The following is a 24,519-nucleotide window of genomic DNA, read 5'->3' as shown; positions in this document are numbered from 1 at the left end:
CGATCAAGCCTCTACCTGGGTCCACTGCTTATTCAGTCGTTTATCGGAAACCGCCATCTTGGTGCCCAACTGCTGGGCGAAGAGGGACACGCGGTACTCCTCCAGCATCCAGCGGAAGGTTTGCAGCTCGGGGTCGCGCTTACCCTCCTGGGCGTGCTTGGCCAGGCGTGCCTGGTACTGCTCCCAGTAGCCGGCCAGCTCGCCGGACCAGACGCGGTCGCGCTGCAGCTGGGCGCCGATCTTGTCGAAGCGCTGCTCGATGGCCTTGAGGTAGCGCGGCAGCTCCTTCAGCCATTCGCCCGGGGTTTCGCGGACGAAACCGGGGTACACCAGGTTGCCCAGCTGCGCCTTGATGTCGTTCAGCGCCACCGCCTGGGCCAGGTCGATGCGCCCCTTGAAGCGCTTCTGCAGGCCGTGCCACAGCTTGAGGATGTCCAGCACCAGGCGCGCCAGGCGCTCGGCATGTTCGGCCCAGGCGCCGCGCTTCTTCTCCGCCAGCGAGGCCAGTGCCGCGCCATCGCGGGGCAGGTTGGTTTCGCCTTCGAGGATGCAGCTGTCGAGGCTGGCCAGGAGGATGTCCTCCACCAGCGCGTCGACCCGCCCCATATCGCGGTAAAGCAGGCCCAGCTCGGTGAGGCCCGGCAGCTTGCCACGGAGGAACTTGGCCGGCTCGGCCAGCTGTTGCAGGAGCAGACGCTGCAGGGCGCGGCGGTGCTGGTACTCGGCTTCGGCCTGGGTTGGGAAGCGGTGTTCCTTGACCACCCCGCCCTCCTCCACCAGCGCCGGGTAGACGGTCATGGAGAGCCCGGCGATCTTCTGCTGGGTCTTCTCGGCGACCTCGGCGAACACCTTGGCTTCCACCGCCTTCTGCGCCTTGTCGCCCTGAGGGATGGCCAGGGCGGCCTGGCTGGCTTCGGCGAAGCGCGCGGTCAGCTCGGCGAGGTCGCGGCCCTCGCCAAGGAACTTGCCGCGGGCGTCGACCACCTCGATGTTCATCTTCAGGTGCCCTTCCAGCAGCGCGGCGGCTTCCGTCCAGGCCTCCTCGGGCACCCGTGAGCCGGTCATGCGTTGCAGCTCGCGGCCCAGCGCCTCGGGCAGCGAACCCTCGGCGAAGCTGAGCTTGGCCAGCGCCGCCTTGACGAAGTCCGGCACCGGCACGAAGTTCTTGCGGATGGCCTTGGGCAGGTTGCGCACCAGGGCCACGCACTTGGCTTCCAGCAACCCGGGCACCAGCCAGTCCAGGCGCTCGGCCTGGAGTTGTGGCAGCAGCGGCGCCGGCACCCGCAGGGTCACGCCGTCACGGGCATGGCCGGGCTCGAAGTGGTAGTCCAGCGACAGCTGCAGGTCGCCGATGCGCAGGGTGTCGGGATACTGCGCGGCGGTGACTTCGTTGGCCTCGCGGGCCAGCACGTCCTCCTCGCGCATGATCAGCAGCTCGGGGCTCTTCGCCCGCTCGCGCTCGTACCATTTCTCGAAGCTGGCGGTCTGGTAGATGTCCTCCGGCAGGCGCGCGGCGTAGTAGTCGAAGAGGGTTTCCTCGTCGGCCAGGATGTCGCGACGCCGGGCCTTGGCCTCCAGCTCGTCGAGGCGTTCCAGCAACTGGCGGTTGGCGGCCAGGCACTTGGCGCGGCTGTGGATTTCGCCACGCACCAGGCCCTCGCGGATGAACAGCTCGCGGGCCACCGGTGGGTCGATGGGCCCGTAGTGCACCGGGCGCCGACCGACCACGATCAGCCCGTAGAGGCTGACCTGCTCGTAGGCCACGACCTGGCCACGCTTCTTCTCCCAGTGCGGCTCCAGGTGGTTCTTCTTCACCAAGTGGCCGGCCAGGGGCTCCAGCCAGTCGGGGTCGATCTTGGCGACCATGCGCGCGAACAGCTTGGTGGTCTCCACCAGTTCGGCGGCCATGATCCATTGCGGCCGCTTCTTGGCGATCACGGTCGAGGGGTGGATCCAGAAACGCCGCTGGCGGGCGCCGAGGTAGTCGCCGTCCTCGCTCTTCTGGCCGATCTGGCTGAGCAGGCCGGAGAGCAGCGCCTTGTGCACGCGCGGGTAGTCCGCCGGCTCCTTGTTGAGGGTCAGCTTGAGCTCGCGGCAGATCAGCGTCAGCTGGCGGTGGGCGTCACGCCACTCGCGCAGGCGCATGTAGTTGAGGAAGTTCTTGCGGCACCAGGTGCGCAGCGCGTTGGAGCCCAGCGCCTGGCGCTGTTCCTCGAAGCCGCGCCAGAGATTGACCAGCGCGGCGAAGTCGGAATCCACGTCCTTCCATTGCGCGTGGGCCTGGTCAGCGGCCTGCTGGCGCTCCATCGGCCGTTCGCGCGGGTCCTGCACCGAGAGCGCGCTGGTGATCAGCAGCACCTCGTCGAGGCTGCCCTGGTGGGCACCTTCCAGCACCATGCGGCCCAGGCGCGGGTCCACCGGCAGGCGCGCCAGCTGGCGGCCAAGGGGCGTGAGCTGGCCCTCGCGGTTCACCGCCGAGAGCTCCTGCAGCAGGGTGAAGCCGTCGCTCACCGCCTTGCCGTCCGGCGGCTCGATGAAGGGGAAGTCGCTGATCTCGCCGAGGCGCAGATGGAGCATCTGCAGGATCACCGCCGCCAGGTTGGTGCGCAGGATCTCCGGGTCGGTGAACTCAGGGCGGCCGAGGAAATCCTCCTCGCTGTAGAGGCGCACGCAGATGCCCGGCTCGACCCGGCCGCAACGGCCCTTGCGCTGGTTGGCGCTGGCCTGGGACACGGCCTCGATGGGCAGGCGCTGCACCTTGGCGCGGTAGCTATAGCGGCTGATGCGCGCGGTGCCGCTGTCGATCACGTAGCGGATACCGGGCACCGTCAGCGAGGTTTCGGCAACGTTGGTGGCGAGCACGATCTTGCGGCCGGCCATGGGCGCGAAGATCTTCTGCTGCTCGGCCGGGGTCAGCCGTGCGTAGAGCGGCAGCACCTCGGTCAGGCGCAGGTTGGCCTTGCGCAGCACCTCGGCGGCATCACGGATCTCGCGCTCGCCGGGGAGGAACACCAGCACGTCCCCCGGGCGCTTGCCCTCGGCGCGCTCGAAGTCGCCGATCTCTTCCAGGGCGCGGAGGATGCCCTGGTCCACCGACAGGTCGTCGAACAGCGCTTCGCCGTTCTCGTCCACTTCGGCGGCCAGGGGCCGGTACCAGGTGTCCACCGGGTAGGTGCGGCCGGAGACTTCGACTATGGGTGCGTCACCGAAATGTTTGGAGAAGCGCTCCAGGTCGATGGTCGCCGAGGTGATGATCAGCTTCAGGTCCGGGCGCCGTGGCAGCAGCGTCTTCAGGTAGCCCAGGAGAAAGTCGATGTTCAGGCTCCGCTCGTGGGCCTCGTCGACGATGATGGTGTCGTAGCGTTCGAGCAGGCGGTCATGCTGGGTTTCGGCCAGGAGGATGCCGTCGGTCATCAGCTTGACCAGGCTGCGCTCGTTGGACTGGTCCTCGAAGCGCACCTGGTAGCCCACCAGCTCGCCCAGGGGCGTGCCGATCTCCTCGGCCACGCGGGTCGCCACGCTGCGCGCGGCCAGCCGGCGCGGCTGGGTGTGGCCGATCAGGCCGTGGGTGCCACGGCCCATTTCCAGGCAGATCTTCGGCAACTGGGTGGTCTTGCCCGAACCGGTTTCGCCGGCGATCACCAGCACCTGGTGTTTCTCCAGCGCGGCCTTGATCTCGTCGCGCTTGGCGGCGATGGGCAGGGCGTCGTCGTAGCGCATGCGCGGCACGCTGCTGCGGCGCGCCTCGACCTTGGCGCAGGACGCCTGAAAGCGCTCCAGCCACTGGGCGAACTTGGCCTCGTCCGGCTTCTTGTGCAGCTCGTGGAGCTGGCGACGCAGGCGATGGCGGTCGGCGATCAGGGCGTGATCGAGGTTCTTGTGCAGGGAGGCGATGTCGGTCATCAGGCGCTGGGCAATCGTGGCAAAGGCGCGATTGTCGCAGATTCCGCCCCCACACCGCATCGGCAAGCGCCCCGCGCGCCGACGGCTCGGCAACGCGGGATGAAACGGCTCAGCGGGTGGCGGTGATCGGCAGGCTGCGCAGCTCCTGCGGCACGGTGCGCAGGGCCAGGTCCTGGGCCTGCAGGGAGTTCCAGGCGAAGCCTTGCAGGGCGCTGCCGCTGCTGTCGCGATCCAGGCGCGCGGCCTGTTCGGACGACGGCGCCGGCGGCTGCACGCCGTAGATCAGCGAATAGAACACCGAGGCGGTGAGGTAGCTGCCGCTGTAGCTCGGGTGGCTGCCGTCCTCGATGAACAGGTGCGGTTGCGGCGTGGCCGCCAGGGCCTGCTTCCAGGCCTGGCCGACCGGGGCCAGCAGGGAATGGGTTTCGTTGGCCAGGCCGGTGTAGACGCTGTCGAGCTGCGCCTGCATGGCCGGGATCGCCTGGCGTGCCCAGGTCAGGTAGAGGATCGGCTGGGCACCGGCCTTGCGCGCCTCGGCGGCCATCAGGCGCACGTACTTGCGGGTCTTCTCGGGGTTGTCCACCGGCATGGTGCTGAAGTCCTGGATCACCACATAGTCCCAGTGCTGGCTGGCCAGCACCTTCTGCACCACGCCACGGTTCCAGTGGGCTTCGAGGCTGGCGCCGCCGAAGGTGACGTCGCGCACGTCCAGCGGGCGCGGCTGGGCAGCGTCGAGGGACATCTGCCGGACCATGCGCGGCAGGTCGTTGTAGAAGGTGTAGCTGTTGCCCACGAACAGCACGCTGAGCGGGCGGCCCGTCACGGCCTGTTGCGAGGCGGAACCGATCACCGGTTTCGCAGACGGGTTTTCAGCGGCCACGGTCGGGCCGACGACGACAACTCCCAGCATCCAGGCCAGGAGGATTCGACGCACATTCATACGCATGGAGGTCCCCCAGGAAAGCGTAACGGCGCGGGTCAGGGGCCCGCGGACCGGCGCAGATTATGCGAATCGACAGCTGTCGCAATGCTGGCACCGGCCAGGGGCGACGGGAGGTCATACCGTTCGGTAGAGCTAGCGAAGCGGCTGGCCCGGGGGCATGGCAGGTCGCGCCCAGGCTGACTCCGCCCGGTGGAGGTAAAGAGCGACCTCCACCCTACGCATCGATCGGCTCCGCACGGTGCCCGGGATGTAGGGGCGACTTCAGTCGCCAAGCGGCGCGCAGCGCCGCCCCCGTGGGAGCGAATTCATTCGCGATCGGCCTTCACCCGGAAACCGGATACCAACGCCCGCCGGTATCAGGCCCCCGACGCACCCTCCCCTTCCAACGCCTGCCAGCCGCCACCAAGGGCGCGGTAGAGGTCCACCAGCGCCAGGGCGGCGGCGGTGGCGCTGTCCACCTGTTCGGCCTGGTTGGCCAGCAGCGCGTTCTGCACGCTGAGCACGTTGAGGAAGTCCACCGTGCCCTGGCCGTATTGGCGTTCGGCGTTGTCGAGGGCCACGCGGGCGTGTTCCACCGCCTGGTCCAGGCTGGCCTGGCGGCGTTGCTGTGCCTGGTAGGCGCCGAGGGTGTCGTCCACTTCGTGCCAGGCGGCGAGCACGGTGCTGCGGTAGGCGATGGCCGCTTCCTGCTGGCGGGCCCTGCTCAGTTCCAGGGTGCCGCGCCGGCGGCCGCCGTCGAACAGCGGCAGGCTCAGGGCCGGGCCGAAGGCGAAGCGTCGGGCGTCCCAGCCCAGGTCGTCCAGCTGCCGGGCCTGGAAGCCGAGGTCGCCGGAGAGGGTGATGCGCGGGTAGAAGTCGCCCTCGGCCACGCCTATTTCGGCGGTGGCGGCGTGCAGGGCGGCTTCGGCGCGGCGGATGTCCGGGCGGCGCTCGGCCAGTTCGCTGGGCAGGCCCAGGAGCACCCGTGCCGGGCCGGTGGGAATGGCCGGTGCCTCCTGGGCCGCCAGCGCCTCGCGCAATGCGCCGGGCGGCAGCGCCAGCAACAGGGCCAGGGCATTGGCCAGGCTTGCCTCGCGCTGACGCAGGGGCGGCAGGCGCGATTCGAGGCTGGCCACCTGTGCCGCCGCTTCGGCCACCTCCAGCTGGGTGGCGACGCCATCGGCCAGGCGGGTGCGGTTGAGGGCCAGGCTGCGCCGGGCGATCTCCAGGTTCTGCAGCGTGATGGCCAGGGCGTTCTGCACACCACGCAGCTCGATGTAGCCGCGCGCGGTCTCCGCCGTTACCGCCAGCAGCACGCCCCGGCGGGTCTCCTCGGAGACCTGCACGCCGGCGTCCGCCGCTTCCACCTCGCGCCTTACCCGGCCCCAGAGGTCCAGCTCCCAGGCCATGTCCAGGCCGCCCTGCCAGAGGCTGTAGGCAGCGCGGCCCGACTCGCCGGAGGGGTCGGAGAGGCCGCGCTGGCTGTTGCGTGCGCGGCTGTAGCCCGCGCCGACACCGAGATCCGGCGCCTGCCCGGCGGCCACGCTGCGACGTGCGGCGCGGCTCTGCTCCACGCGGCTGGCGGCGGCGAGCAGGTCGAGGTTCTCGTGGGTGGCGCGGTGGATAAGCGAAGCCAGCAGCGGGTCGCCGAAACCCTCCCACCAGCGTTCTTCCAGCTCGGCCTGGAGCGCGCGGCTCGGCAGGTCGGCGTCGTCGGCCAGGGTCCAGTGGGTGTCCAGTTCGGCGTCGGGCCGGGTGAAGTCCGGGCCGACGCTGCAGGCGCCGAGGCCCATCGCCAGGACCAGCAGGGTCGCGTGTCGACGCATCTCAGTTCACCCCCGCCAGGGCTTCGGGCTCGCCACGGGTGTCCACGTCGGCTTCCACCGACATGCCCACCCGCAAGCGCGCAGCCAGGGGCTGGCCCTCGTCAAGGCGGACCTTCACCGGGATGCGCTGCACCACCTTGGTGAAGTTGCCGGTGGCGTTGTCCGGGGCGATGGCGGCGAAGGTCACACCGGTGGCCGGGGCGATGCTCTCGATGCGACCGCGCAGCACCTCGCCGGGGAAGCTGTCCACGGTCACCTGCACTACTTGGCCGGGGCGCATGTGGGTGAGCTGGGTTTCCTGGAAGTTGGCGACCACGTAGGCACGCGCCAGGGGCACCACCGCCAGCAGGGCCTGGCCGGGGCTGACGAAGGCGCCGACCCGCACCGCTCGACGGCCGATCGTGCCGTCCATGGGCGCACGCAGCTCGGTGTGGGAAAGGTCCAGCTCGGCCCGTTCGAGGCCGGCACGGGCTTGCTCCAGGGCGGCCTGGGCGGCGTCGCGCTGGGCGGCGAGCACGTCGGTCTGCTTGCGCGTGGCCAGCAATGCGGCGGCGTGTTCGGCCTGCCGCGCACGGCTGGTGTCGAAGCGGCTGCGCGCCTGCTGGGCGCTCTGCAGGGTGCCGGCGCCCTGCCTGGCCAGGTGCTGGTAGCGCTCCAGCTCGTGACGGGCGAACTCCATCTCGGCGCGGTCCGCCTCCACCGTGGCCTCGGCCTGGCGGATCAGCGCGTCCTGCCGTTCCAGGGTGGCCCGGGCGTTGGTCAGGCGGGCCTCGGCACTGGCCACTTCGGCGCGGGCGCCGGAGAGCGCGGCGCGGTAGTCGCGGTCGTCGATGCGCGCCAGCAGCTGGCCGGCCGTCACCGGCTGGTTGTCCTCCACCAGCACCTCGCCGATGAAGCCGGAGACCTTGGGTGCCACCAGGGTGAAATCGGCCTGGACGAAGGCGTCGTTGGTGCCTTCGCCACGGCCGCCGGCGGTGAAGTGCCAGGCGCTCCAGGCGATGAGGCCGGCGCCGGCCAGCAAGGCGCCGGCGATCAGGGGGTACGGGGTCGTGTGTCGGTCATGATGATTCTTCCGTTAGCTCGGGGCACGCGGCGGGTAGATGCGCGTGGGCACGAAGGGGATGGCGATGATCAATGCGGCCGCCAGAACGGCCAGGCACAGGTAGAGGTCGGCGGAGGCCAGCACCGAGGCCTGCTGGTGGACGCGGCGGGCCAGTTGCGCGCCCTCCTCCAGCAGCGGGCTGTTGCCCAGACGATCCACCAGCTGGGTGGAATGCAGGTGCAGACGCAGGGTGCCGAGGGCTTCCAGCACGCCCCCGGCGAGCACTGCGGCGAAGCCCTTGATGGTGTTGAACCAGGCCGAGGCGAAGGGGCCGTCCGGCGGTGTGATGCTGCCGGTGGAGAGCATCAGCAGCGGCAGCACCGCCATGGGCTGGCCGAAGATCTGCAGCGCCTGCACCAGGTAGAAGTCTTCGCGCACCCAGGCCGAGGTCAGCCCGGCACCCAGCCAGCAGGCGACGGCGAGCATGGCCAGGCCACAGGCCAGCACCCAGCGGCAGTCCACCCAGCGCAGGTTGCACAGGGCCGCCACCAGGGGCAGTGCCAGCAGTTGCGGCAGGGCCACCACGAGGAACACCGGGGCGCTCTGCAGCGGCCGGTAGCCTTGCACCTGGGCCAGGTAGGCGGAGGGCACGCTGATGACCCCGAGCAGCACGAAGAGCACGCCACCGAGCACGAACAGGGCGAAGCTGAGGTTGCGCAGCTTGAGCAGCTGCAGCTTGAAGAACGGCAGCGGGTGCTTCCATTCGTTGAGCAGGAACAGCACCAGCAGCACCGAGCCCCCGCCCAGCAGCAGGCAGATCAGCGGCGACTCGAACCAGTCCAGGCGGTCACCCTGCACCAGGCCGACCACCAGCATAGACAGCGCCGGGAAGCCCAATAGCAGGCCCAGCCAATCGAACTGGCGGAAGCGTTCCAGGCGCAGCGGGTCCTGGGGCAGCCCCCAGGACACGGCAGCCAGGGCCAACAGGCTCAGGGGCATGATCTGCCAGAAGGCCCAGCGCCAGCCGACGACCTCCACCCAGAAGGCCGCCAGCGGCGTGCCCAGGCCAGGGCCGAAGGTGGCGGTCAGGGCGTAGCCGGCCAGGCCGTAGAGCTTGATGTTGGCGGGCAGGAAGCGCAGCGCCACGGTCATCAGCATCGGCGGCAGCGCCCCGCCGGCCAGGCCCTGCAAGGCGCGCAGGGCCATCAGGCACTGCAGGTTGGGCGCCAGGGGGCTGAGCAGGCCCAGCACCATGAAGGCACCGATGGCCGCGAGGGTGAAGCGGCGCAGGGAGAAGGTCACCGAGAACCAGGGGGCGAAGGCCATGGCGCAGACCGAAGGCGCAGCGTAGAGCGCCAGCAGCCAGGTGCCTTCGTCACGGCCGATGCCCATGGCGCCGCGGATATCGGCCAGGGCGACCTTGGTGACGTTTTCATTGAAGCCGGCCACCAGCACCGCCAGCAACACGCCCACCAGGCCGACGACGATGCGCAGCCCGAAGGGCGTCGGCACCGGTGCGGCGGCGGGTTTGGCGGCGGCCTGGGGCAGGGACAGGGGCGCGTTCATCGGAGCGGTGCTCCGCTGGCGCGCGAGTGCATGCAAGACATGGGGACTTCCGGGTTTCAGGGATACGCGGAAAGTCTATGGGCGGCCATGGCATGCCGAAAATTGCAATATTTCTAATTTACGAGTGCGCTGAACGCACGAATAAGCGAGCCCCCTCCCTGCGGGACAGGCGCCTCACAGGAGCGATCAGCCGGGCAGGCCTTCCTCGCAGCAGCGCTTGATCAGGCCGCGCAGCCAGCGGTGGGCCGGGTCGCTGTCGAAGCGCGGGTGCCAGGACTGGCGCACCCGCACCGTCTCCAGCGCCAGGGGGATGTCAAAGGCGCGTAGGGGCAAGCCGAGGCGCCGGCAGGTGGCGACCACGGGGTCGGGCATCGGCAGGATCAGGTCCGAGTCGAGCATGGCCAGCACGGCGGAGAAGATGCTGGGGGCGATCATCACCACCTTGCGCGACAGGCCCAGCTCGGCCAGCGCCTGGTCGATGGGGCCCCGGGCCAGGCCACGGCGGGAAACGCTGATCTGCTCGAAGGTGGCGAAGCGCTTCGCGTCGAGGGGGCCTTCCAGCACCGGGTGGCCCTCGCGCACCAGGCCGGTGAAGCGGCATTCGAACAGGCCCTGGGACTTGATCTCCGGGGACAGGGTGAGCGAGGCGCCGATCATCAGGTCGATGCGCCCGGCGCGCATGGCGTCGTCGTCGCCGTCGATCTCCGGGACGAAGCGCAGCACGGCCTCGGGCGCCTCGCGGTGGGCCAGTTCGAACAGGCGGCCGCCGTAGCAGACCATGAAGATGTCGTTGGTGCGGATGTTGAAGGTGCGCTCCAGGCCGGAGAGGTCCACCTGGTCGGCATGGAACAGGCCGCTGGCGCGCTCCACCAGGTCGCGCACCTGCTCGCGCAGCTCCAGGGCCCGGGGCGTGGGCACCAGGCCGCGACCGGCGCGCACCAGGATCGGGTCGCCCACCGCCTCGCGGATGCGCGCCAGGGTGCGGCTCATGGCCGGCGCGCTCAGGTGCATGCGCCGCGCGGCCCCGGCGACGCTGCCTTCGTCGAGCAGCACGTCCAGGGCTACCAGCAGGTTGAGATCGGGCAAGGGCATGGGCCGGCTCCAGGGCGGTCGCGAGAGTCGGCACTCTAGCGGGCGGGAAATGGGGCGTCGAGGCATCACAGGCGGGATCGGGCCCATCGCCCGGCACCCAGCTGCGGAGCAGGCCGGCTACTTCGCAGTGATGGGTTTCGCAGAGCTCTACCCATCCTACGGAGGCGCACCTGGATGCGACTGCCAGAAAAGAAAAAGCCCCGCAGAGGCGGGGCTTGTTCAGGGCGGAACGGATCAGCCCTTGAGCTTCTTCAGTTCCTGGTCACGCAGTTCACGGCGCAGGATCTTGCCGACGTTGGTGGTCGGCAGGCTGTCACGGAACTCGACGGCCTTGGGCATCTTGTAACCGGTGACGTTGGCGCGCATGTGCTGCATCACCTCGTCCTTGGTCAGGTTGGCGCCCGGCTTGACCACCACGAAGACCTTGATCGCCTCGCCGGATTTCTCGTCCGGGATGCCGATGGCGGCGCATTGCAGCACGCCCGGCAGGGTGGCGAGCACGTCTTCGAGCTCGTTCGGGTACACGTTGAAACCGGAGACCAGGATCATGTCCTTCTTGCGGTCGACGATGCGCATGTAGCCGTCTTCCTGGATCAGGCCGATGTCGCCGGTCTTCAGCCAGCCGTCCGCCGAGAGAATCTCGTCGGTGGCGTCCTGGCGCTGCCAGTAGCCCTTCATCACCTGCGGGCCCTTGACGCAGAGCTCACCAATGGCGCCGATGGCGAGGTCGTTGCCCTCGTCGTCGACCACCTTGCACTCGGTCGAGGGGACCGGGATGCCGATGGTGCCGATCTGGATGCTTTGGAACGGGTTCACCGACACCACCGGGCTGGTTTCGGTCATGCCGAAGCCTTCGCAGATGGCGCAACCGGTGACGTCTTTCCAGCGCTCGGCCGCGGCCAGTTGCAGGGCCATGCCGCCGGACAGGGTCAGCTTCAGGGCGGAGAAATCGAGCTTGCGGAAGTCCTCGTTGTTGCACAGGGCGACGAACAGGGTGTTGAGGCCGACGAAGCCGGTGAACTTCCAGTTGCCCAGTTCCTTGACCATGGTCGGCAGGTCACGCGGGTTGCTGATCAGCACGTTGTGGTTGCCGGTCAGCATCATGGACATGCAATGGAAGGTGAAGGCGTAGATGTGGTACAGCGGCAGCGGCGTGATCAGCACTTCGCAACCTTCATTGAGGTTGGCGCCCATCAGTGCCTTGCACTGCAGCATGTTGGCGATCAGGTTGCGGTGGGTGAGCATCGCACCCTTGGCCACGCCCGTGGTGCCGCCGGTGTACTGCAGCACGGCGATGTCGCCCGCTGCCGGGGAGGCATCCTTGACCGGCTTGCCACGGCCCTTGGCCAGGGCATCGTTGAGCTTCACCGCCTGGGGCAGGTGGAAGGCCGGGACCATCTTCTTCACGTACTTGACGACGCTGTTGACCAGCAGGCGCTTGAGCGCCGGCAGCATGTCGCCGACTTCGGTGACCACGACGTGCTTGATGCCGGTGCGCGGCAGTACGTCCTGGGCCAGGTGGGCCATGTTGGCCAGGCAGACCAGGGCCTTGGCGCCGGAGTCGTTGAACTGGTGCTCCATCTCCCGCGCGGTGTACAGCGGGTTGGTGTTGACCACGGTGAGGCCGGCGCGCAGGGCACCGAAGACCACCACGGGGTACTGCAGCACGTTCGGCAGCTGCACGGCGATGCGATCGCCCGGTTGCAGGTCGGTGTTCTGTTGCAGGTAGGCCGCGAAGGCGCCGGACAGCTCGTAGAGCTCACCGTAGGTGATGGTCTTGCCCAGGTTGCTGAAAGCGGGCTTGTCGGCAAAGCGTTGGCAGGACTCTTTCAATACCGCCTGGATATTGGGATACGCGTCGGCATTGATTTCCGCAGGAATGCCTGCTGGATACTTGTCCTTCCAGAAATTTTCGGTCATGGAAGCCCACTCCTAAGCAACAGCTGATCTTCACTGCCGGAGGCAGTTGTTTGTTGTGTTCTGTGCAGTCGTTCAAGCCCTTTCCAGGGCAAAAAAACGCGCCGAGAGTAGCAGCTTTGCAAATGGGCGACCAGAGCCAAAGAAGGCCTTATCAGTCATTAAAATGACCGGATGCAATGACCCTGGTCATCTTTAGAGTAGTTTCTCTAAACAGCGTGCAGAAGGCGTCGCAGAGGGATCGCAGCGCATCCGCCGGCCCTCGCGGGCCGGGGATGGGGGGAAGGGTCAGGCGATGTCGCGCAGTTCGCGACGGAGGATCTTGCCGACCGGCGTCATCGGCAGGGCGTCCTTGAGGACGATGTGCTTGGGCACCTTGTAGCCGGTGAAGTTGGCTTTGCAGTAGGCCTTCAGCTCGTCGACGCTGAGGCCGCCCTCGCGGGCCACGACGAACAGCTTCACCGCCTCGCCGGACTTGTCGTCCGGCACGCCGATGGCGGCGCAGCTGGCCACCTTCGGGTGGGCCATGACCACGTCCTCGATCTCGTTGGGATAGACGTTGAAGCCGGAGACGATGATCAGGTCCTTCTTGCGGTCGACGATGCGCACGTAGCCGTCCGGGTCGATCACCGCGATGTCGCCGGTCTTCAGCCAGCCTTCGGCGTCGAGCACCTCGGCGGTGGCTTCCTCGCGCTGCCAGTAGCCCTTCATCACCTGCGGGCCCTTGATGCACAGCTCGCCGCGCTCGCCCAGGGGCAGCTCGGCGCCGTCGTCATCGATCACCTTGAAGGCGGTGCCCGGTACCGGGATGCCCACGGTGCCCAGGCGCGCCAGGGTGCCATAGGGGTTGGTGCTGGCCACCGGGGAGGTTTCGGTGAGGCCGTAGCCCTCCACCACCGAGCAGCCGGTCATGGCCTGCCAGCGTTCGGCGGTGGCCTTCACCAGGGCGGTGCCGCCGGAGTTGGTGACCTTGAGGTTGGAGAAGTCCAGGTCCTTGAACTCGGGGTGGTCCATCAGCGCGACGAACAGGGTGTTGAGGCCCAGCAGCGCGGAGAAGCGCCACTTCTTCAGCTCCTTGACGAAGCCGGGGATGTCGCGCGGGTTGGTGATCAGCACGTTGTGGTTGCCGTTGACCATCATGCACATGCAGTTCGCGGTGAAGGCATAGATGTGATAGAGCGGCAGCGGCGCGATCATGATCTCCTGGCCCTGCTTCATCAGCGGCTGGCCGTCCGGGCCGAGCTGCGACAGGCAGGCATCCACCTGCTGCATGTTGGCCACCAGGTTGCCGTGGGTGAGCATCGCGCCCTTGGCCACGCCCGTGGTGCCGCCGGTGTACTGCAGCACGGCGATGTCGTCCAGGCTCACCTTCACCGGTTTCAGCGCGTGGCCCTGGCCCTGCTTCAGCGCGGCCTTGAAGGACACCGCCTGGGGCAGGTGGAAGTCGGGGACCATCTTCTTGACCTTCTTCACCACGGTGTTGACCAGCCAGCCCTTGAGGCTCGGCAGCATGTCACCCATGCGCGCTTCAATCAGGTAGTCGATTTCGGTGTCCGGCAGCACTTCCTGCACCAGCTTGCCGAACAGGTTGACGTAGACCAGTGCGCGCACGCCGGCGTCCTTGAACTGGTGGCGCATCTCGCGGGCGGTGTACAGCGGGTTGGTGTTGACCACGATGAGCCCGGCGCGCAGGGCGCCGAACACGGCGATCGGGTACTGCAGCACGTTGGGCATCTGCACCGCGATGCGGTCGCCGGGCTTGAGGTCGGTGTGCTTCTGCAGGTAGGCGGCGAAGGCGCCGGAGAGGCGGTCCAGCTCGGCGTAGGTCAGGGTGACGCCGAGGTTGCTGAAGGCCGGTCGGTCGGCGAATTTCTTGCAGGAACGTTCGAAGACCTCGATCACCGAGCGATAGGCGGTCAGGTCGATCTGGTCGGGTACGCCAGCAGGGCGTTTGTCGCTCCAGAAATCAGGTTGCATTGTTCTTATCCTCTTTGCCCTGAATGTGTCTGGCCCGCGAGCGGGACTGCCCGGAAATTAGCAGGTCCGCACCCGTACGCAAATACTCGCGAACGCGTCATAGACAGTGTGAATCTTGCCGCCATCGCCCGTGCCTGAGCGGCCCGCTGCACCTTGACCGGCCATTGCCCGGTCGGTCCCGCAGGGAACCGATCAGTCAGCCACGTGCCGAGCTTTGCGCCGCCAGGCCGCCCGTGCACAATGCGTCGACACCCCAACGCCACAAGGATTGGCCATGCACCACGATGCTTTCTGGCTCACCGCCAGCGACGGCGCCTCCCTGCACGTCAACCGCTGGAGCGGCGACGCCCAGCCCCGGGCCGTGGTGATGGTCGCCCACGGCATGGCCGAGCACGGCGGCCGCTATGCACGCCTGGGCCAGGCCCTGGTGGCAGCGGGCCTGGAACTCTACGTGCACGACCAGCGCGGCCACGGCCGCACCGCCCAGCACGGCATCCTCGGGCTGTACGCCGAGCACGACGGCTGGAACAAGGTGATCGGCGACCTGGCCAGCCTCAACCACCACATCCGCCAGCAGCACCCGCAAGCGCCGATCTTCCTCCTCGGCCACAGCATGGGCAGCTACATCGGCCAGGCCTACCTGATGCAGCACAGCTGCAGCCTGCAGGGCGCGATCCTCTCCGGCTCCAACTACCAGCCGGTGTCGCTGTACCGCAGCGGCGCCCTGGTGGCTCGCCTGGAGCGCTGGCGCCAGGGCGCCAATGGCCGCAGCGCGCTGATCGAGTTCCTCTCCTTCGGCTCGTTCAACAAGGCCTTCAAGCCCAACCGCACTGCCTTCGACTGGCTCAGCCGCGACCCGGACGAAGTGGACAAGTACGTCAACGACCCGCTGTGCGGCTTCCGCTGCACCAACCAGTTGTGGCTCGACCTGCTCGGCGGGCTTCAGAACATCACCCCGGTCAAGCACCTGGCGCAGATCGACCCCGACCTGCCGCTGCTGGTGGTGGGCGGCGCACGCGACCCGGTCAGCGACGGCCGTCGTCTGGACGACCTCGCCCGCGCCCTGCGCGAGGCCGGGATCAAGGACGTGCAACTGAAAATCTACCCGGACGCCCGCCACGAGCTGCTCAACGAGACCAACCGTGACGAGGTGACGGCCCACCTGCTCGACTGGCTGGAGCATGCCCTTGCCCACAGTCGCTACTGCCAACCGAACAAGGACACCCCATGACCCAGGTAACCAACTTCACCTACGACGCCCTCGAAGTCGGCCAGAAGGCCAGCTACGCCAAGACCGTGGAAGAGCGTGACATCCAGCTGTTCGCCGCCCTCTCCGGCGACCGCAACCCGGTGCACCTGGACGCCGAGTACGCGGCCGGCACCCTCTTCAAGGAGCGCATCGCCCACGGCATGTTCAGCGGCGCCCTGATCAGCGCGGCCATCGCCTGCGAGCTGCCCGGCCCGGGCACCATCTACCTCGGCCAGCAACTGAAGTTCACCCGCCCGGTGAAGCTCGGCGACGCCCTGACCGTGGAACTGGAAATCCTCGAGAAGCTGCCGAAGAACCGCGTGCGCATCGCCACCCGCGTGTTCAACCAGAACGCCGAGCAGGTGGTGGACGGCGAAGCCGAAGTCCTCGCGCCCAAGCAGTCCCTCGCCATCGAACTGCCGGAGCTGCCGCCGATCACCATCGGCTGAGCCCTGCAGGCAGGATGAAAGAAGCCCGGCAATCGCCGGGCTTTTTCGTTGCGGGGGGCCGGCTATCGCTGCGCCTGCGGCTGCTCCCCGACCGTGACGCTGGCGGTCATCCCGGCGCTGAGCTGGATGTCGTCCGGCACCGGGTCAAGCTTGATCCGCACTGGAATACGCTGGGCCAGGCGCACCCAGTTGAAGGTGGGCTCGACGTTGGCCAGCAACTGGCCGTCGGGGCTGGCGTTGCGGTCGGTGATGCCGCGGCTGATGCTCTCCACCGTACCGGTCAGGGCACGGCCAGCGCTCATCAGCCAGATCTTCACCGGTGCGCCGACCTTGATCCCCGGCAGCTTGGTCTCCTCGAAATAGGCCTGCACATAGAAGGAGGCGTCATCCACCAGCGCCATCACCGGCTGCCCGGCGTTGGCGTAGTTGCCCTGGGCCAGGCGCAGGTTGGTGACCTGCCCGCTGCGCGGCGCGCGCACTTCGCTGCGGGCCAGGTTGAGCTCGGCGACCTTCACGTCCGCCTGGGCCTGGCGATATTCGCCCCGGGCGATGTCGGCGGTGATCTGCGCGTTCTCCTTCAGCTCGGCGCTGATCGCCTGGGGCCCCAGGTGGGCACGGCGCGAGGCTTCGTGTTCACGCAGGCGCAGCTGCTGCTGGCGGGTGTCGGCCACGGCATGGGCCTTTTCCAGCGCCGCCTGGTAGCGCTCGCGGTCGACGCTGAGCAGCAGGTCGCCGGCCTTCACCTGCTGGTTGTCGTGGACCTTGAGGTCGACGACCCAGCCGGAAACGTCCGGCGAGATCACCACCACGTCGGCGCGGATGCGCGCATCGCGCGTCCAGGGCGAGAGCATGTAGTGCTGCCAGAGGCTCCAGCCGCCGACGAGGGCCGCGGCGACCAGGGCCAGGGTGATGACGATACGCAGGGTGGAACGCATGGGTTTCTCCTTCACCAGTGCCCGAACCAGGCGACCAGCAACGACAGGACACAGACATACAGGGCACAGTCGAACAACGCTTCGTGCCAGATCCAGCGCGCCATGCCGACACGCTGCAGGGCCAGGCGCAACACGCCCGTCACCAGCAACGCCGCCAGCGCATACATCAGAATGGGGCTCAGCAACACGCCGCCCAGGGACCACTCACGCAAGCCCATGGCTCGCCTCCTGTTGTTCACACCATTGGCGCCAGCTCTGCCGCAGCTGCAGCAGGGCCGCCTGGGCCAGGCGCCGGTCGATGCTGCTGCCGGCCTGGCGCAGCGCCTGGATCAGTTGTTCCGAGGGCTCGTCCATCGCCCCCGCCAGGGAGGCGGCGGGGCCGCGCTCCAGCAGGGGCTCGATGCTGCGCAGGAAGCGCGCCTCGGAGGCTTCGATGGAGCGCTCGCCGGCGGCCAGGCAACGGCGCAGGTGCAGCAGTTCGTCACCGATATCGAGGCTGGTGATGCCGTCGTCCCAGCGGTTGCGCGATTGGCTGGGCAACGCCGGGTAGTGCCGCGCCAGTTGCAGCAGGCGATCGGCCATGCGCCCACCGAACCAGTTCTCGGCACCCACCAGCGCACGCTGGGTGAGGCGGCCCAGGTCATGGAAGGTGGCCTTGAGCAGGCGCCGCCCGTGCCAGCCCGGGTTGGTCAGCACGATGACGCGGAACACCAGCACCGCGAAGCCGACGCCCAGGAGGATGGCGATGGCCTCGTTGAGGAACAGCGCCACGTCGAAATGCATGGTGTTCTGCGGCGCGCAGAGCACGATGAAGTGCAGGCAGAAGGAGGTCGAGGTCGCCCCCAGTGCCGGCTTGGCCATGCCCAGGGTGCCGAAGAACAGCGGTACGCCGAGGGCCATGCAGAGCAACGGGAAGCCGCTCATCTGCGGCAGCACCACCTGGCCGATGAAGAAGGCCACCGGCAGCGCGTAGAGGATGCCGCGCAGGAACATGAAGCCGATCTGCTCGGCGTTCTCGCGGCTGGCGAACAGGCTGCAGACCACGCAGGTGAGGGTCAGCGCGCCCACCGAGGAGGTCCAGGCGGTGGCCAGCCAGAACGATGCCAGGCCGACGAAGGCCACGCTGCTGCGCAGGCCGTAGAGCAGCGCGGTGGGCAGGTCGCGGTGCCAGGACAGCGGCGCCCCGGCATCGTCCGGTGCCTCGCCACGTTCCACCGCTCGCAGGGCCGCAGCGGCGGCACGCATCTGCCGCAGCATCACCGCCAGGCGGCCCAGGCAGTATTGCTGCACGGGCACCAGGTCTTCGGCTTCAGCGGCGTCCAGCAAGCGCTGGCCCAGGGCTTCGGAGGTCGCGTCATCGGGCTCGGCGAGCAGCCGCTGCACCTCCTCCATCCAAGGCGCCAGGCGTTCGGCCTCCCCTGCCGACAGCTGCCGCCACTGCCGCGCCACGCCCGGGCCAGGCGCAGCAGGCTGAGCAGGTCGCGGCTGAGCACACGCAGGGCGGCGGCACGCTGGCGACCACGGTTGCCTTCGAACCAGGCGTGCTCGCGCTGGGCGTCCACGGCGACGATGCGCCCCAGCACACCGAGCAGGCCCTGGCGTTCATGGGGTTCGCCGCGCAGGGCCGAGCGCGCGGCGGCGATGCCGGCGTTCCAGGCATCCCCGGCCTGGCGCGCCAGCTGGCGTTCCACCCGCTGCGGCCAGACCAGCGCACTGACGGCGGTGGCGCAGATGATGCCGAGGCAGATCTCGGTGCAGCGCGCCACGGCCTGGTCGAACACGGTGAGCGGGTGGGCGATGGCCGGCAGGCCGATGATCGCCACCGTGTAGCCCGCCAGCACGAATGAATAGGACCAGGCGCTGCGCAGCATGGTCGAGGCGGCGGTGCACAGCCCCAGCCAGGTGGCCAGGGCGAGGATGAACAGCCAGGGCGTCTGCGCGAACAGGGCCATCGCCACCACCGCCATGACGGTGCCGACCAGGGTGCCGAGCAACCGCGCCAGGCCCTTCTGCACCACCATGCCGGACAGCGGCTGGGCGACGATGAAGGCCGTCATCAGGGCCCACTGCGGTTGCTCCAGGCCGAAACGCAGCGCACACCAGAGCGCCAGCCCCCCGCCCAGGAGGGTCTTGATGGCGAACTGGAGAGCCGGGATGTCGGGGGCGACGAACGCCCGCAGGGAATCGCGCACGCGCAGGACCTTGAAGGAAATTGCCAGAAGGATAGGCCGCTTCGGCCGGTGATGAATTCAACGACGACAATTATTAGCAAGCTATCTAATTGCCGTCCAGCAGATCGTAGAACTGCCCATTGAAAATTAATTAAATGAGTATTTAAATAATTTCCATCGCCTCCCAGGACAGCCCTATGACCACTCCCCGCGCCCCCGGCCGCCCCAGCGGCGAAGCCCAGCAGCGTGAACGCCTGCTGGACACCGCCTGCGACGCCTTCGCCCACCAGGGCATCAATGCCAGCAGCCTGCGCGGCATCGCCCAGAGCACCGGGGTGACACCGGCGATGGTCAACTACTACTTCGGCAACAAGCAGCGCCTGGTGGATGCGGTGGTGGAGGAGCGTTTTCTGCCCTTGATCCGCGCCCTGGCCGCGCGCCTGCAGGAGGCTGGCGACGATCCCCTGGAGCTGGTGCGCCTGTTCGTGCGCGGCATCAGCGCCACGGTGGAAGAGCACCCCTGGATTCCACCGCTGTGGGTGCGCGAGATCCTCTGCGAAGGCGGTGTGCTGCGCGAGCAGTTGCCCCAGCGCATCGCCCCGCTGATCCCGATGCTGCTGGCCCAGCGCTTCGCCGCCGCCCAGGGGCGCGGCGCCCTCAACAAGGACCTCGACCCGCGCCTGCTGGTGGTCTCGCTGATCGGCCTGACCATGCTGCCCCACGCGGCGGCGCCGCTCTGGCGCGGCATCTTCGCCAACCCGGAAATCGGCAACGACGCCCTGGTCAACCACACCCTGGCCCTGCTCGAACGTGGCCTGGAGGTATCGCCATGACCGCCCGCACCTTCATTCCCGGCCTGCTGTGCCTGGCCCTGCTGGGCGGCTGCGACCGCCGCGACAGCGAACCGCTGCTCGGCACCCTGGAGTGGGACCGCATCGGCGTGCCCGCCGAGGCCTCGGAAACCATCCTCGACTGGAAGGTGGCCGAAGGCGATTCGGTGCAGGCCGGGCAACTGCTGCTGGAGCTGGACCCGCGTCGCCTCGACGCCCGCCTCGACCAGGCACGGGGCCAGGTGGCCCAGGCCCAGGCGCGCCTGGATGAACTGAGCAACGGCGCACGCCAGGAAAGCATCGACGCCGCCCGCGCCACCCTGGTGCGCAACCGCGCCGATGCCACCGAAGCCGGGCGCAACTACCAGCGGGTCGCCGCCCTCTATGCGCGGGGCCAGGTGGCCATCGCCGAACGTGACCGCGCCCGCGCCAGCCGCGACCAGGCCGATGCCGCGGTGAAGAACGCCGATGCGCAGCTGCGCGAACTCACCAACGGCACCCGCCCGGAACAACTGGCCCAGGCCGATGCCGAGCTGCAAACGGCCCGTGCCGAGCTGGCGCGCCTGCAGGTGGACCGCGAGCACCTGGACGTGCGCGCGCCCCGCGCCGGCCGGGTCGACGCCCTGCCCTTCCGCCCCGGCGACCAGCCACCGGCCAATGCCGAGGTGGCCAGCCTGCTGGTGGGCGAGACGCCCTACGCGCGGCTGTTCATCCCCGCGCCGCTGCGCCCGCACATCGCCATCGGCGACCGCCTGCAGGTGGGCATCGAAGGCGTCGACGGCCTGTTCAGCGGGCGGGTGCGCAGCATCGCCAGCGAGGCCAGCTTCACCCCCTATTACGCCCTGACCGGCAGCGACGCCAGCCGCCTGGTGTACCGCGCCGAGCTGGTACTGGAAGGCGAACTCGCCGCGCGCCTGCCCGCCGGCCTGCCGCTGCACGCGGAGCGCCCGGGCGATGACTGACAGCGAGACGGTGATCCGCGCGCGTGGCCTGACCAAGCGCTTCGGCCAGCAGGCGGCGGTGGACGGGCTCAACCTCCAGGTGAACCGCGCCGAGGTGTTCGGCTTCCTCGGCCCCAACGGCTGCGGCAAGTCCACCACCATCCGCATGCTCTGCGGCCTGCTGCTGCCCAGCGAAGGCGAGATCGAGGTGCTCGGCTGCCAGATCCCCCGCGACGCCGAGGCGCTGAAGCGACGCATCGGCTACATGACGCAGAAGTTCTCCCTCTACGAAGACCTGACCATCGGCGAGAACCTAGAATTCCTCGCCGCCGTACAGGGCCTGCCCCGCAACGAAGGGCGCCAGCGCATCGATGAACTGCTGGAGCGCTACTGGCTGGCGGACCGCCGCAAGCAGCTCGCCGGCACTCTCAGCGGCGGCCAGAAACAACGCCTGGCGCTGGCTGGCGCGGTGCTGCACAAGCCCGACCTGCTGCTGCTCGACGAACCCACCAGCGCGGTGGACCCGCAATCACGCCGGGAATTCTGGGATTCGCTGTTCGAGCTGGCCGAGGCCGGCACCACGCTGCTGGTGTCCACCCACTACATGGACGAAGCCGAGCGCTGCACGCGCCTGGGCATCCTCGACGCCGGGCGCCTGGTAGCCGATGGCAGCCCGGCCGAGCTGATGAGCGCCCTGCCCGGCCACCCGCTGCTGATCGAATGCGCGCAGCCACGCCAGGCGCAACGTGCGCTGCAGGGCGCCGAAGAGGTGATCGCCATGGCTCAGATCGGCGCCTCGCTGCGGGTGCTCAGCGCCGAGGCCGATGCCCATGAACGCATCGCCCGGCGCCTGGCCGAGCAGGGTGTGGAGGCCGAGGTGAAGGAGACCGAGCCGAACCTGGAGGACGTCTTCGTCACCGTCACCCACCAGCCGCTGCAGAAAGCGGAGGCCAAGTGATGAACCTGCACCGCCTGGGCGCCATCGTCCTCAAGGAGCTGCGCCAGTTGCGTCGCGACCGCCTGACCTTCGCCATGATCGTCGGCATCCCCATCATGCAGCTGGTGCTGTTCGGCTACGCCATCAACATGGACGTGCGCGGCCTCGACGCCGCGGTGCTGGACCAGGCGAACACCGCCCGCTCCCGCGAAGCGGTGGCGGAGATCGGCTCCAGCCAGGTGGTGAACTTCCGCTACCACCTGGGCAGCCCCCAGGAGATCGACCAGTTGCTGCGCGCCGGGCGCATCAGCGCCGCACTGGTGATTCCCCGGGATTTCGAGGCGCGCGTCCAGCGCCAGGACCCGGAGCGCCCGCCGCTGCAACTGGTGGTGGATGGCTCCGACCAGGTGGTGCAGGCCTCGGCCCGGCAACTGGCGGGCTTCCCCCTGGAGGGCTGGCGCAGCAACCAGGCGATGTCGGTGGTGAACTTCTACAACCCGGAGCGCCTGGCACCGCTGAACACGGTGCCGGGGCTGATCGGGGTGATCCTGACCATGACCATGGTGCTGTTCACCGCCATCGCCCTGGTGCGCGAACGGGAGCGCGGCAACATGGAGATGCTGATCACCACGCCGGTCTCGCCCTGGGAGCTGACCATCGGCAAGGTGCTGCCCTTCGTCGGCATCGGCCTGGTGCAGGTGACGGTGATCCTCATCGTCGGCCTGCTGCTGTTCGAGGTGCCGGTGCGCGGTTCGCTGCTGGCGCTCTACGCGGCGGCGCTGTTGTTCATCTTCGCCAGCCTGACCCTGGGCGTGTTCATCTCCACCCTGGCGCAGAGCCAGTTCCAGGCGATGCAGATGGCCTTCTTCACCTTCCTGCCGCAGATACTGCTGTCGGGCTTCATGTTCCCCTTCGCCGGCATGCCGCGCGTCGCCCAGTGGATCGCCGAGGTGCTGCCGCTCACCCACTTCCTGCGCCTGGCGCGGGGCATCATGCTGCGCAGCGCCACGCTGGCCGAGTTATGGATGGAGATGGCGGCGCTGGTGGCCTTCACCGCGGTGATGCTCGGCGTCGCCGTATCACGGGTGCACAAGCGGCTGGATTGAGAGGCGGGCCTGGGCCCTGTGGGGTGGGTGTCCCGGGCTGAAGCCCGGGCTACGGGAGAGCGCGCGTGGTTTCACACCTAGGCGTAGGTCGGGTGAAACCCGACATTGCGGAGCAAGAGCGCGCGCGGGTTTCACCCGCTCTACGTGAAGGCGTGGGCCATCACGGGGTAAAAATCGTGGACGAAAAAAAGGGCGACCGAAGTCGCCCGAGGTGCCTTGCGTGCCTGTGAACCTGGTGGACTCAAGCCTTCTTGTTGCGCTTGTGCGAGTCCTTCCAGATGAAATATCCGAACCCTCCAAGGAAGGCGACCATCAGACCTACGGTCCCGATACCGGCGAGAACCACTACATCGATGAACATTTGAGTGCCTCCTTCTCTTGTGGCGTTCCGTGTTTCGATGGGTCAAAGGTAAGCCCACACCGGGAAGGGGAAATTGATCTGGATCAATAGGCGCAGAGCCCCACCGGCAAGGCCGTTGGGGAACTGATCCAGGTCAATTTAAAGGGGGGGTACAGCGGAGGGTTTCAGCGTTTTTTCGGTTTGCGCGGCTTTTTCGACTTGCCCAGGGGCATGGCCTGCTCGAAGGCGTTGCGCACATCGTTCAGGCGTTTTTCATGCAGGTCATGGATGCGTTTGTCACGCTCGGCGCCGAAGTCGACCAGTTTCTCGTCATTGCTCATGAACGGATCCAGCGGAAGGTGAGATTCAGGCGAGGGTCGCAAGGGCTGCGGGTCTTCGCCACCTGATGCTGCCAATGATGCTGTGTCGGGCCGCTCATGACCAGCAGCGCGCCATGGCCGAGCTGCAATGAATGCTCGATGCGCCCACTGCCCTTACGACGCAGGTCGAAACGCCGAGTTCCGCCGAGGTTGAGCGAAGCGATAAGCGGGTCGCGGCCCAGCTCGGGCTCGTCGTCGCTGTGCCAGCCCATGGAATCCTGGCCGTCGCGGTAGTAGTTGAGCAGCGCGCCGTTGAGCGGCTGGCCGACGGTCTGCTGCAGGCGCTCGCGGATCTGCGCCAGCAGCGGCGTCCAGGGCAGCGGCCGGTGCACCAGGCCGGAGTAGCGGTAGCCGGCCTCGGGGTCGCCGTACCAGGCCAGCAGGCGGGGCACCGGGTAGTCGCGGCCATGCAGGTGGACGCTGGGTTGCTCCCAGGGTGTTTCCTCGCGTAGCCGGGCCAGCCATTCGTCGGCTTCTTCGGCGGCCAGCCAGTGGGGTTCGTAACGCAGGTGGGCGTCGGGCAGGTCCAGGGGGATGTCGTCGAACAGGTCCACGGGGTCAACCGAGCAGGTGCGGGCAGGGGATCATGCGCGCCTCAGACTTCCACATCCACCCACAGCCCCTGGCGCGGGAGCTGCTCGATCACTGCTTCGTCGGCCTGCTCGACATCGCCCTCGGCGATCTCTTCGGCGGTGTAGCCACGGCGCTGGCGGCGGCGCTGCTCCTCGCGAAGCAGCTCCTCGGCCTCCTGGGGGTGGCGCCGGTCCAGGCCGATGGCGCTTTCCTCGGAGCCTTCCTTCGCCGGGGTGACGGGCGGAATGTCGGGGCGTGGCTTGATCACGTCCTGCTGGGCGGTCACGGGCACCAGGCTATGGGGTATAGGCGGCAACATGGTTTTGGCCCTCCTCTCATCAGCCTGTCGGCAGGGCGAGTCAC

20 protein-coding genes and 1 pseudogene are annotated in these 24,519 nt (G+C 68.3%); 6 read left to right on the top strand and 15 right to left on the bottom strand.

The features are described 5' to 3' along the window. Window positions 1-3: 3 nt before the first annotated feature. The 8 genes from hrpA to fadD2 form a co-directional block, all read right to left on the bottom strand. On the bottom strand, window positions 4-3,903 hold the full coding sequence (gene hrpA, locus ACXI0U_RS04655) for an ATP-dependent RNA helicase HrpA (protein ID WP_479549830.1): 3,900 nt from the start codon (window positions 3,901-3,903) through the stop codon (window positions 4-6). 109 nt (window positions 3,904-4,012) lie between these two features. After that, the gene (locus ACXI0U_RS04650) at window positions 4,013-4,843 is read right to left on the bottom strand and encodes an SGNH/GDSL hydrolase family protein (protein ID WP_350448045.1); all 831 of its coding nucleotides are present in this window, start codon (window positions 4,841-4,843) and stop codon (window positions 4,013-4,015) included. 359 nt (window positions 4,844-5,202) lie between these two features. Further along, complete coding sequence (locus ACXI0U_RS04645) at window positions 5,203-6,651, bottom strand: efflux transporter outer membrane subunit (protein WP_374980182.1); 1,449 nt, start codon at window positions 6,649-6,651, stop codon at window positions 5,203-5,205. 1 nt (window position 6,652) lies between these two features. After that, entirely contained in the window at window positions 6,653-7,687 is a 1,035-nt protein-coding gene (locus ACXI0U_RS04640; protein WP_479550028.1) for an HlyD family secretion protein, read from the bottom strand. A 39-nt stretch (window positions 7,688-7,726) separates the two neighbouring features. Then, window positions 7,727-9,259 carry an MFS transporter gene (locus ACXI0U_RS04635; RefSeq protein ID WP_021219263.1) on the bottom strand — a complete coding sequence of 511 codons (1,533 nt, stop codon included), beginning with the start codon at window positions 9,257-9,259 and terminating at the stop codon, window positions 7,727-7,729. Window positions 9,260-9,445: 186 nt separating this feature from the next. Next, complete coding sequence (locus tag ACXI0U_RS04630; RefSeq protein ID WP_479549829.1) at window positions 9,446-10,351, bottom strand: LysR family transcriptional regulator; 906 nt, start codon at window positions 10,349-10,351, stop codon at window positions 9,446-9,448. A 234-nt stretch (window positions 10,352-10,585) separates the two neighbouring features. Then, complete coding sequence (gene fadD1, locus ACXI0U_RS04625) at window positions 10,586-12,271, bottom strand: long-chain-fatty-acid--CoA ligase FadD1 (RefSeq protein WP_021219261.1); 1,686 nt, start codon at window positions 12,269-12,271, stop codon at window positions 10,586-10,588. A gap of 285 nt (window positions 12,272-12,556) precedes the next feature. Next, entirely contained in the window at window positions 12,557-14,245 is a 1,689-nt protein-coding gene (fadD2, locus tag ACXI0U_RS04620; RefSeq protein WP_021219260.1) for a long-chain-fatty-acid--CoA ligase FadD2, read from the bottom strand. A gap of 274 nt (window positions 14,246-14,519) precedes the next feature. Between fadD2 and ACXI0U_RS04615 the strand changes: the two genes are divergently transcribed. Both ACXI0U_RS04615 and ACXI0U_RS04610 read left to right on the top strand, forming a co-directional pair. Next, the gene (locus tag ACXI0U_RS04615) at window positions 14,520-15,476 is read left to right on the top strand and encodes an alpha/beta hydrolase (protein WP_021219259.1); all 957 of its coding nucleotides are present in this window, start codon (window positions 14,520-14,522) and stop codon (window positions 15,474-15,476) included. Further along, window positions 15,473-15,943 carry a MaoC family dehydratase gene (locus ACXI0U_RS04610; protein ID WP_265167882.1) on the top strand — a complete coding sequence of 157 codons (471 nt, stop codon included), beginning with the start codon at window positions 15,473-15,475 and terminating at the stop codon, window positions 15,941-15,943. The genes ACXI0U_RS04615 and ACXI0U_RS04610 overlap by 4 nt, the downstream gene beginning before the upstream one ends. Before the next feature lie 62 nt (window positions 15,944-16,005). Here ACXI0U_RS04610 and ACXI0U_RS04605 read toward each other — a convergent pair whose 3' ends face one another. The 3 genes and pseudogenes from ACXI0U_RS04605 to ACXI0U_RS04595 all read right to left on the bottom strand — a co-directional run bounded on the left by ACXI0U_RS04605 (window position 16,006) and on the right by ACXI0U_RS04595 (window position 19,070). Beyond that, complete coding sequence (locus tag ACXI0U_RS04605) at window positions 16,006-16,878, bottom strand: efflux RND transporter periplasmic adaptor subunit (protein ID WP_021219257.1); 873 nt, start codon at window positions 16,876-16,878, stop codon at window positions 16,006-16,008. 11 nt (window positions 16,879-16,889) lie between these two features. Beyond that, entirely contained in the window at window positions 16,890-17,096 is a 207-nt protein-coding gene (locus ACXI0U_RS04600; protein ID WP_043242766.1) for a DUF1656 domain-containing protein, read from the bottom strand. Further along, window positions 17,083-19,070 (bottom strand): annotated as a pseudogene (locus ACXI0U_RS04595) (FUSC family protein). The gene ACXI0U_RS04600 and the pseudogene ACXI0U_RS04595 overlap by 14 nt, the downstream one beginning before the upstream one ends. A gap of 176 nt (window positions 19,071-19,246) precedes the next feature. On the opposite strand from ACXI0U_RS04595, the gene ACXI0U_RS04590 reads away from it, so the two are divergent. The 4 genes from ACXI0U_RS04590 to ACXI0U_RS04575 are packed head-to-tail and all read left to right on the top strand — an operon-like array spanning window position 19,247 to window position 22,863. Further along, a complete protein-coding gene (locus tag ACXI0U_RS04590; protein ID WP_479549828.1) occupies window positions 19,247-19,882 on the top strand; it encodes a TetR/AcrR family transcriptional regulator in 636 nt (211 codons plus the stop codon). Continuing rightward, window positions 19,879-20,841 (top strand): HlyD family secretion protein, encoded by a 963-nt coding sequence (locus tag ACXI0U_RS04585; protein WP_479549827.1) that lies wholly within the window; start codon window positions 19,879-19,881, stop codon window positions 20,839-20,841. The genes ACXI0U_RS04590 and ACXI0U_RS04585 overlap by 4 nt, the downstream gene beginning before the upstream one ends. Beyond that, window positions 20,834-21,778: an ABC transporter ATP-binding protein gene (locus ACXI0U_RS04580; protein WP_431483783.1), complete on the top strand. Its 945-nt coding sequence runs from the start codon at window positions 20,834-20,836 to the stop codon at window positions 21,776-21,778. Before ACXI0U_RS04585 ends, ACXI0U_RS04580 begins: the two co-directional genes overlap by 8 nt. Continuing rightward, window positions 21,778-22,863 (top strand): ABC transporter permease, encoded by a 1,086-nt coding sequence (locus ACXI0U_RS04575; protein ID WP_265167878.1) that lies wholly within the window; start codon window positions 21,778-21,780, stop codon window positions 22,861-22,863. The genes ACXI0U_RS04580 and ACXI0U_RS04575 overlap by 1 nt, the downstream gene beginning before the upstream one ends. Before the next feature lie 241 nt (window positions 22,864-23,104). On the opposite strand, the gene ccoM is transcribed toward ACXI0U_RS04575, so the two are convergent. The 4 genes from ccoM to ACXI0U_RS04555 form a co-directional block, all read right to left on the bottom strand. After that, window positions 23,105-23,224, bottom strand: a complete 120-nt coding sequence (ccoM, locus tag ACXI0U_RS04570; RefSeq protein WP_021219250.1) for a cytochrome c oxidase subunit CcoM — start codon at window positions 23,222-23,224, stop codon at window positions 23,105-23,107. Between the two features lie 164 nt (window positions 23,225-23,388). Then, a complete protein-coding gene (locus ACXI0U_RS04565) occupies window positions 23,389-23,544 on the bottom strand; it encodes a hypothetical protein (RefSeq protein ID WP_021219249.1) in 156 nt (51 codons plus the stop codon). Then, on the bottom strand, window positions 23,541-24,137 hold the full coding sequence (locus ACXI0U_RS04560; protein WP_043242776.1) for an alpha-ketoglutarate-dependent dioxygenase AlkB family protein: 597 nt from the start codon (window positions 24,135-24,137) through the stop codon (window positions 23,541-23,543). The genes ACXI0U_RS04565 and ACXI0U_RS04560 overlap by 4 nt, the downstream gene beginning before the upstream one ends. A 41-nt stretch (window positions 24,138-24,178) precedes the next feature. After that, window positions 24,179-24,475 (bottom strand): hypothetical protein, encoded by a 297-nt coding sequence (locus ACXI0U_RS04555; RefSeq protein ID WP_021219247.1) that lies wholly within the window; start codon window positions 24,473-24,475, stop codon window positions 24,179-24,181. Window positions 24,476-24,519: the final 44 nt, after the last annotated feature.

The sequence above is a fragment of the Pseudomonas sp. C9D1 genome (assembly GCF_056491235.1).
Note: the sequence above shows the minus strand (reverse complement) of the source record. Positions and strands in the feature narration are given on the sequence as shown.

Excerpts from the sequence above, each read along its gene's own strand:
- hrpA (WP_479549830.1), bottom strand. The coding sequence starts at position 3,903 with ATGACCGACATCGCCTCCCTGCACAAGAACCTCGATCACGCCCTGATC.
- ACXI0U_RS04650 (WP_350448045.1), bottom strand. The coding sequence starts at position 4,843 with ATGAATGTGCGTCGAATCCTCCTGGCCTGGATGCTGGGAGTTGTCGTC.
- ACXI0U_RS04645 (WP_374980182.1), bottom strand. The coding sequence starts at position 6,651 with ATGCGTCGACACGCGACCCTGCTGGTCCTGGCGATGGGCCTCGGCGCC.
- ACXI0U_RS04635 (WP_021219263.1), bottom strand. The coding sequence starts at position 9,259 with ATGAACGCGCCCCTGTCCCTGCCCCAGGCCGCCGCCAAACCCGCCGCC.
- ACXI0U_RS04630 (WP_479549829.1), bottom strand. The coding sequence starts at position 10,351 with ATGCCCTTGCCCGATCTCAACCTGCTGGTAGCCCTGGACGTGCTGCTC.
- fadD1 (WP_021219261.1), bottom strand. The coding sequence starts at position 12,271 with ATGACCGAAAATTTCTGGAAGGACAAGTATCCAGCAGGCATTCCTGCG.
- fadD2 (WP_021219260.1), bottom strand. The coding sequence starts at position 14,245 with ATGCAACCTGATTTCTGGAGCGACAAACGCCCTGCTGGCGTACCCGAC.
- ACXI0U_RS04615 (WP_021219259.1), top strand. The coding sequence starts at position 14,520 with ATGCACCACGATGCTTTCTGGCTCACCGCCAGCGACGGCGCCTCCCTG.
- ACXI0U_RS04610 (WP_265167882.1), top strand. The coding sequence starts at position 15,473 with ATGACCCAGGTAACCAACTTCACCTACGACGCCCTCGAAGTCGGCCAG.
- ACXI0U_RS04605 (WP_021219257.1), bottom strand. The coding sequence starts at position 16,878 with ATGCGTTCCACCCTGCGTATCGTCATCACCCTGGCCCTGGTCGCCGCG.
- ACXI0U_RS04600 (WP_043242766.1), bottom strand. The coding sequence starts at position 17,096 with ATGGGCTTGCGTGAGTGGTCCCTGGGCGGCGTGTTGCTGAGCCCCATT.
- ACXI0U_RS04590 (WP_479549828.1), top strand. The coding sequence starts at position 19,247 with ATGACCACTCCCCGCGCCCCCGGCCGCCCCAGCGGCGAAGCCCAGCAG.
- ACXI0U_RS04585 (WP_479549827.1), top strand. The coding sequence starts at position 19,879 with ATGACCGCCCGCACCTTCATTCCCGGCCTGCTGTGCCTGGCCCTGCTG.
- ACXI0U_RS04580 (WP_431483783.1), top strand. The coding sequence starts at position 20,834 with ATGACTGACAGCGAGACGGTGATCCGCGCGCGTGGCCTGACCAAGCGC.
- ACXI0U_RS04575 (WP_265167878.1), top strand. The coding sequence starts at position 21,778 with ATGAACCTGCACCGCCTGGGCGCCATCGTCCTCAAGGAGCTGCGCCAG.
- ccoM (WP_021219250.1), bottom strand. The coding sequence starts at position 23,224 with ATGTTCATCGATGTAGTGGTTCTCGCCGGTATCGGGACCGTAGGTCTG.
- ACXI0U_RS04565 (WP_021219249.1), bottom strand. The coding sequence starts at position 23,544 with ATGAGCAATGACGAGAAACTGGTCGACTTCGGCGCCGAGCGTGACAAA.
- ACXI0U_RS04555 (WP_021219247.1), bottom strand. The coding sequence starts at position 24,475 with ATGTTGCCGCCTATACCCCATAGCCTGGTGCCCGTGACCGCCCAGCAG.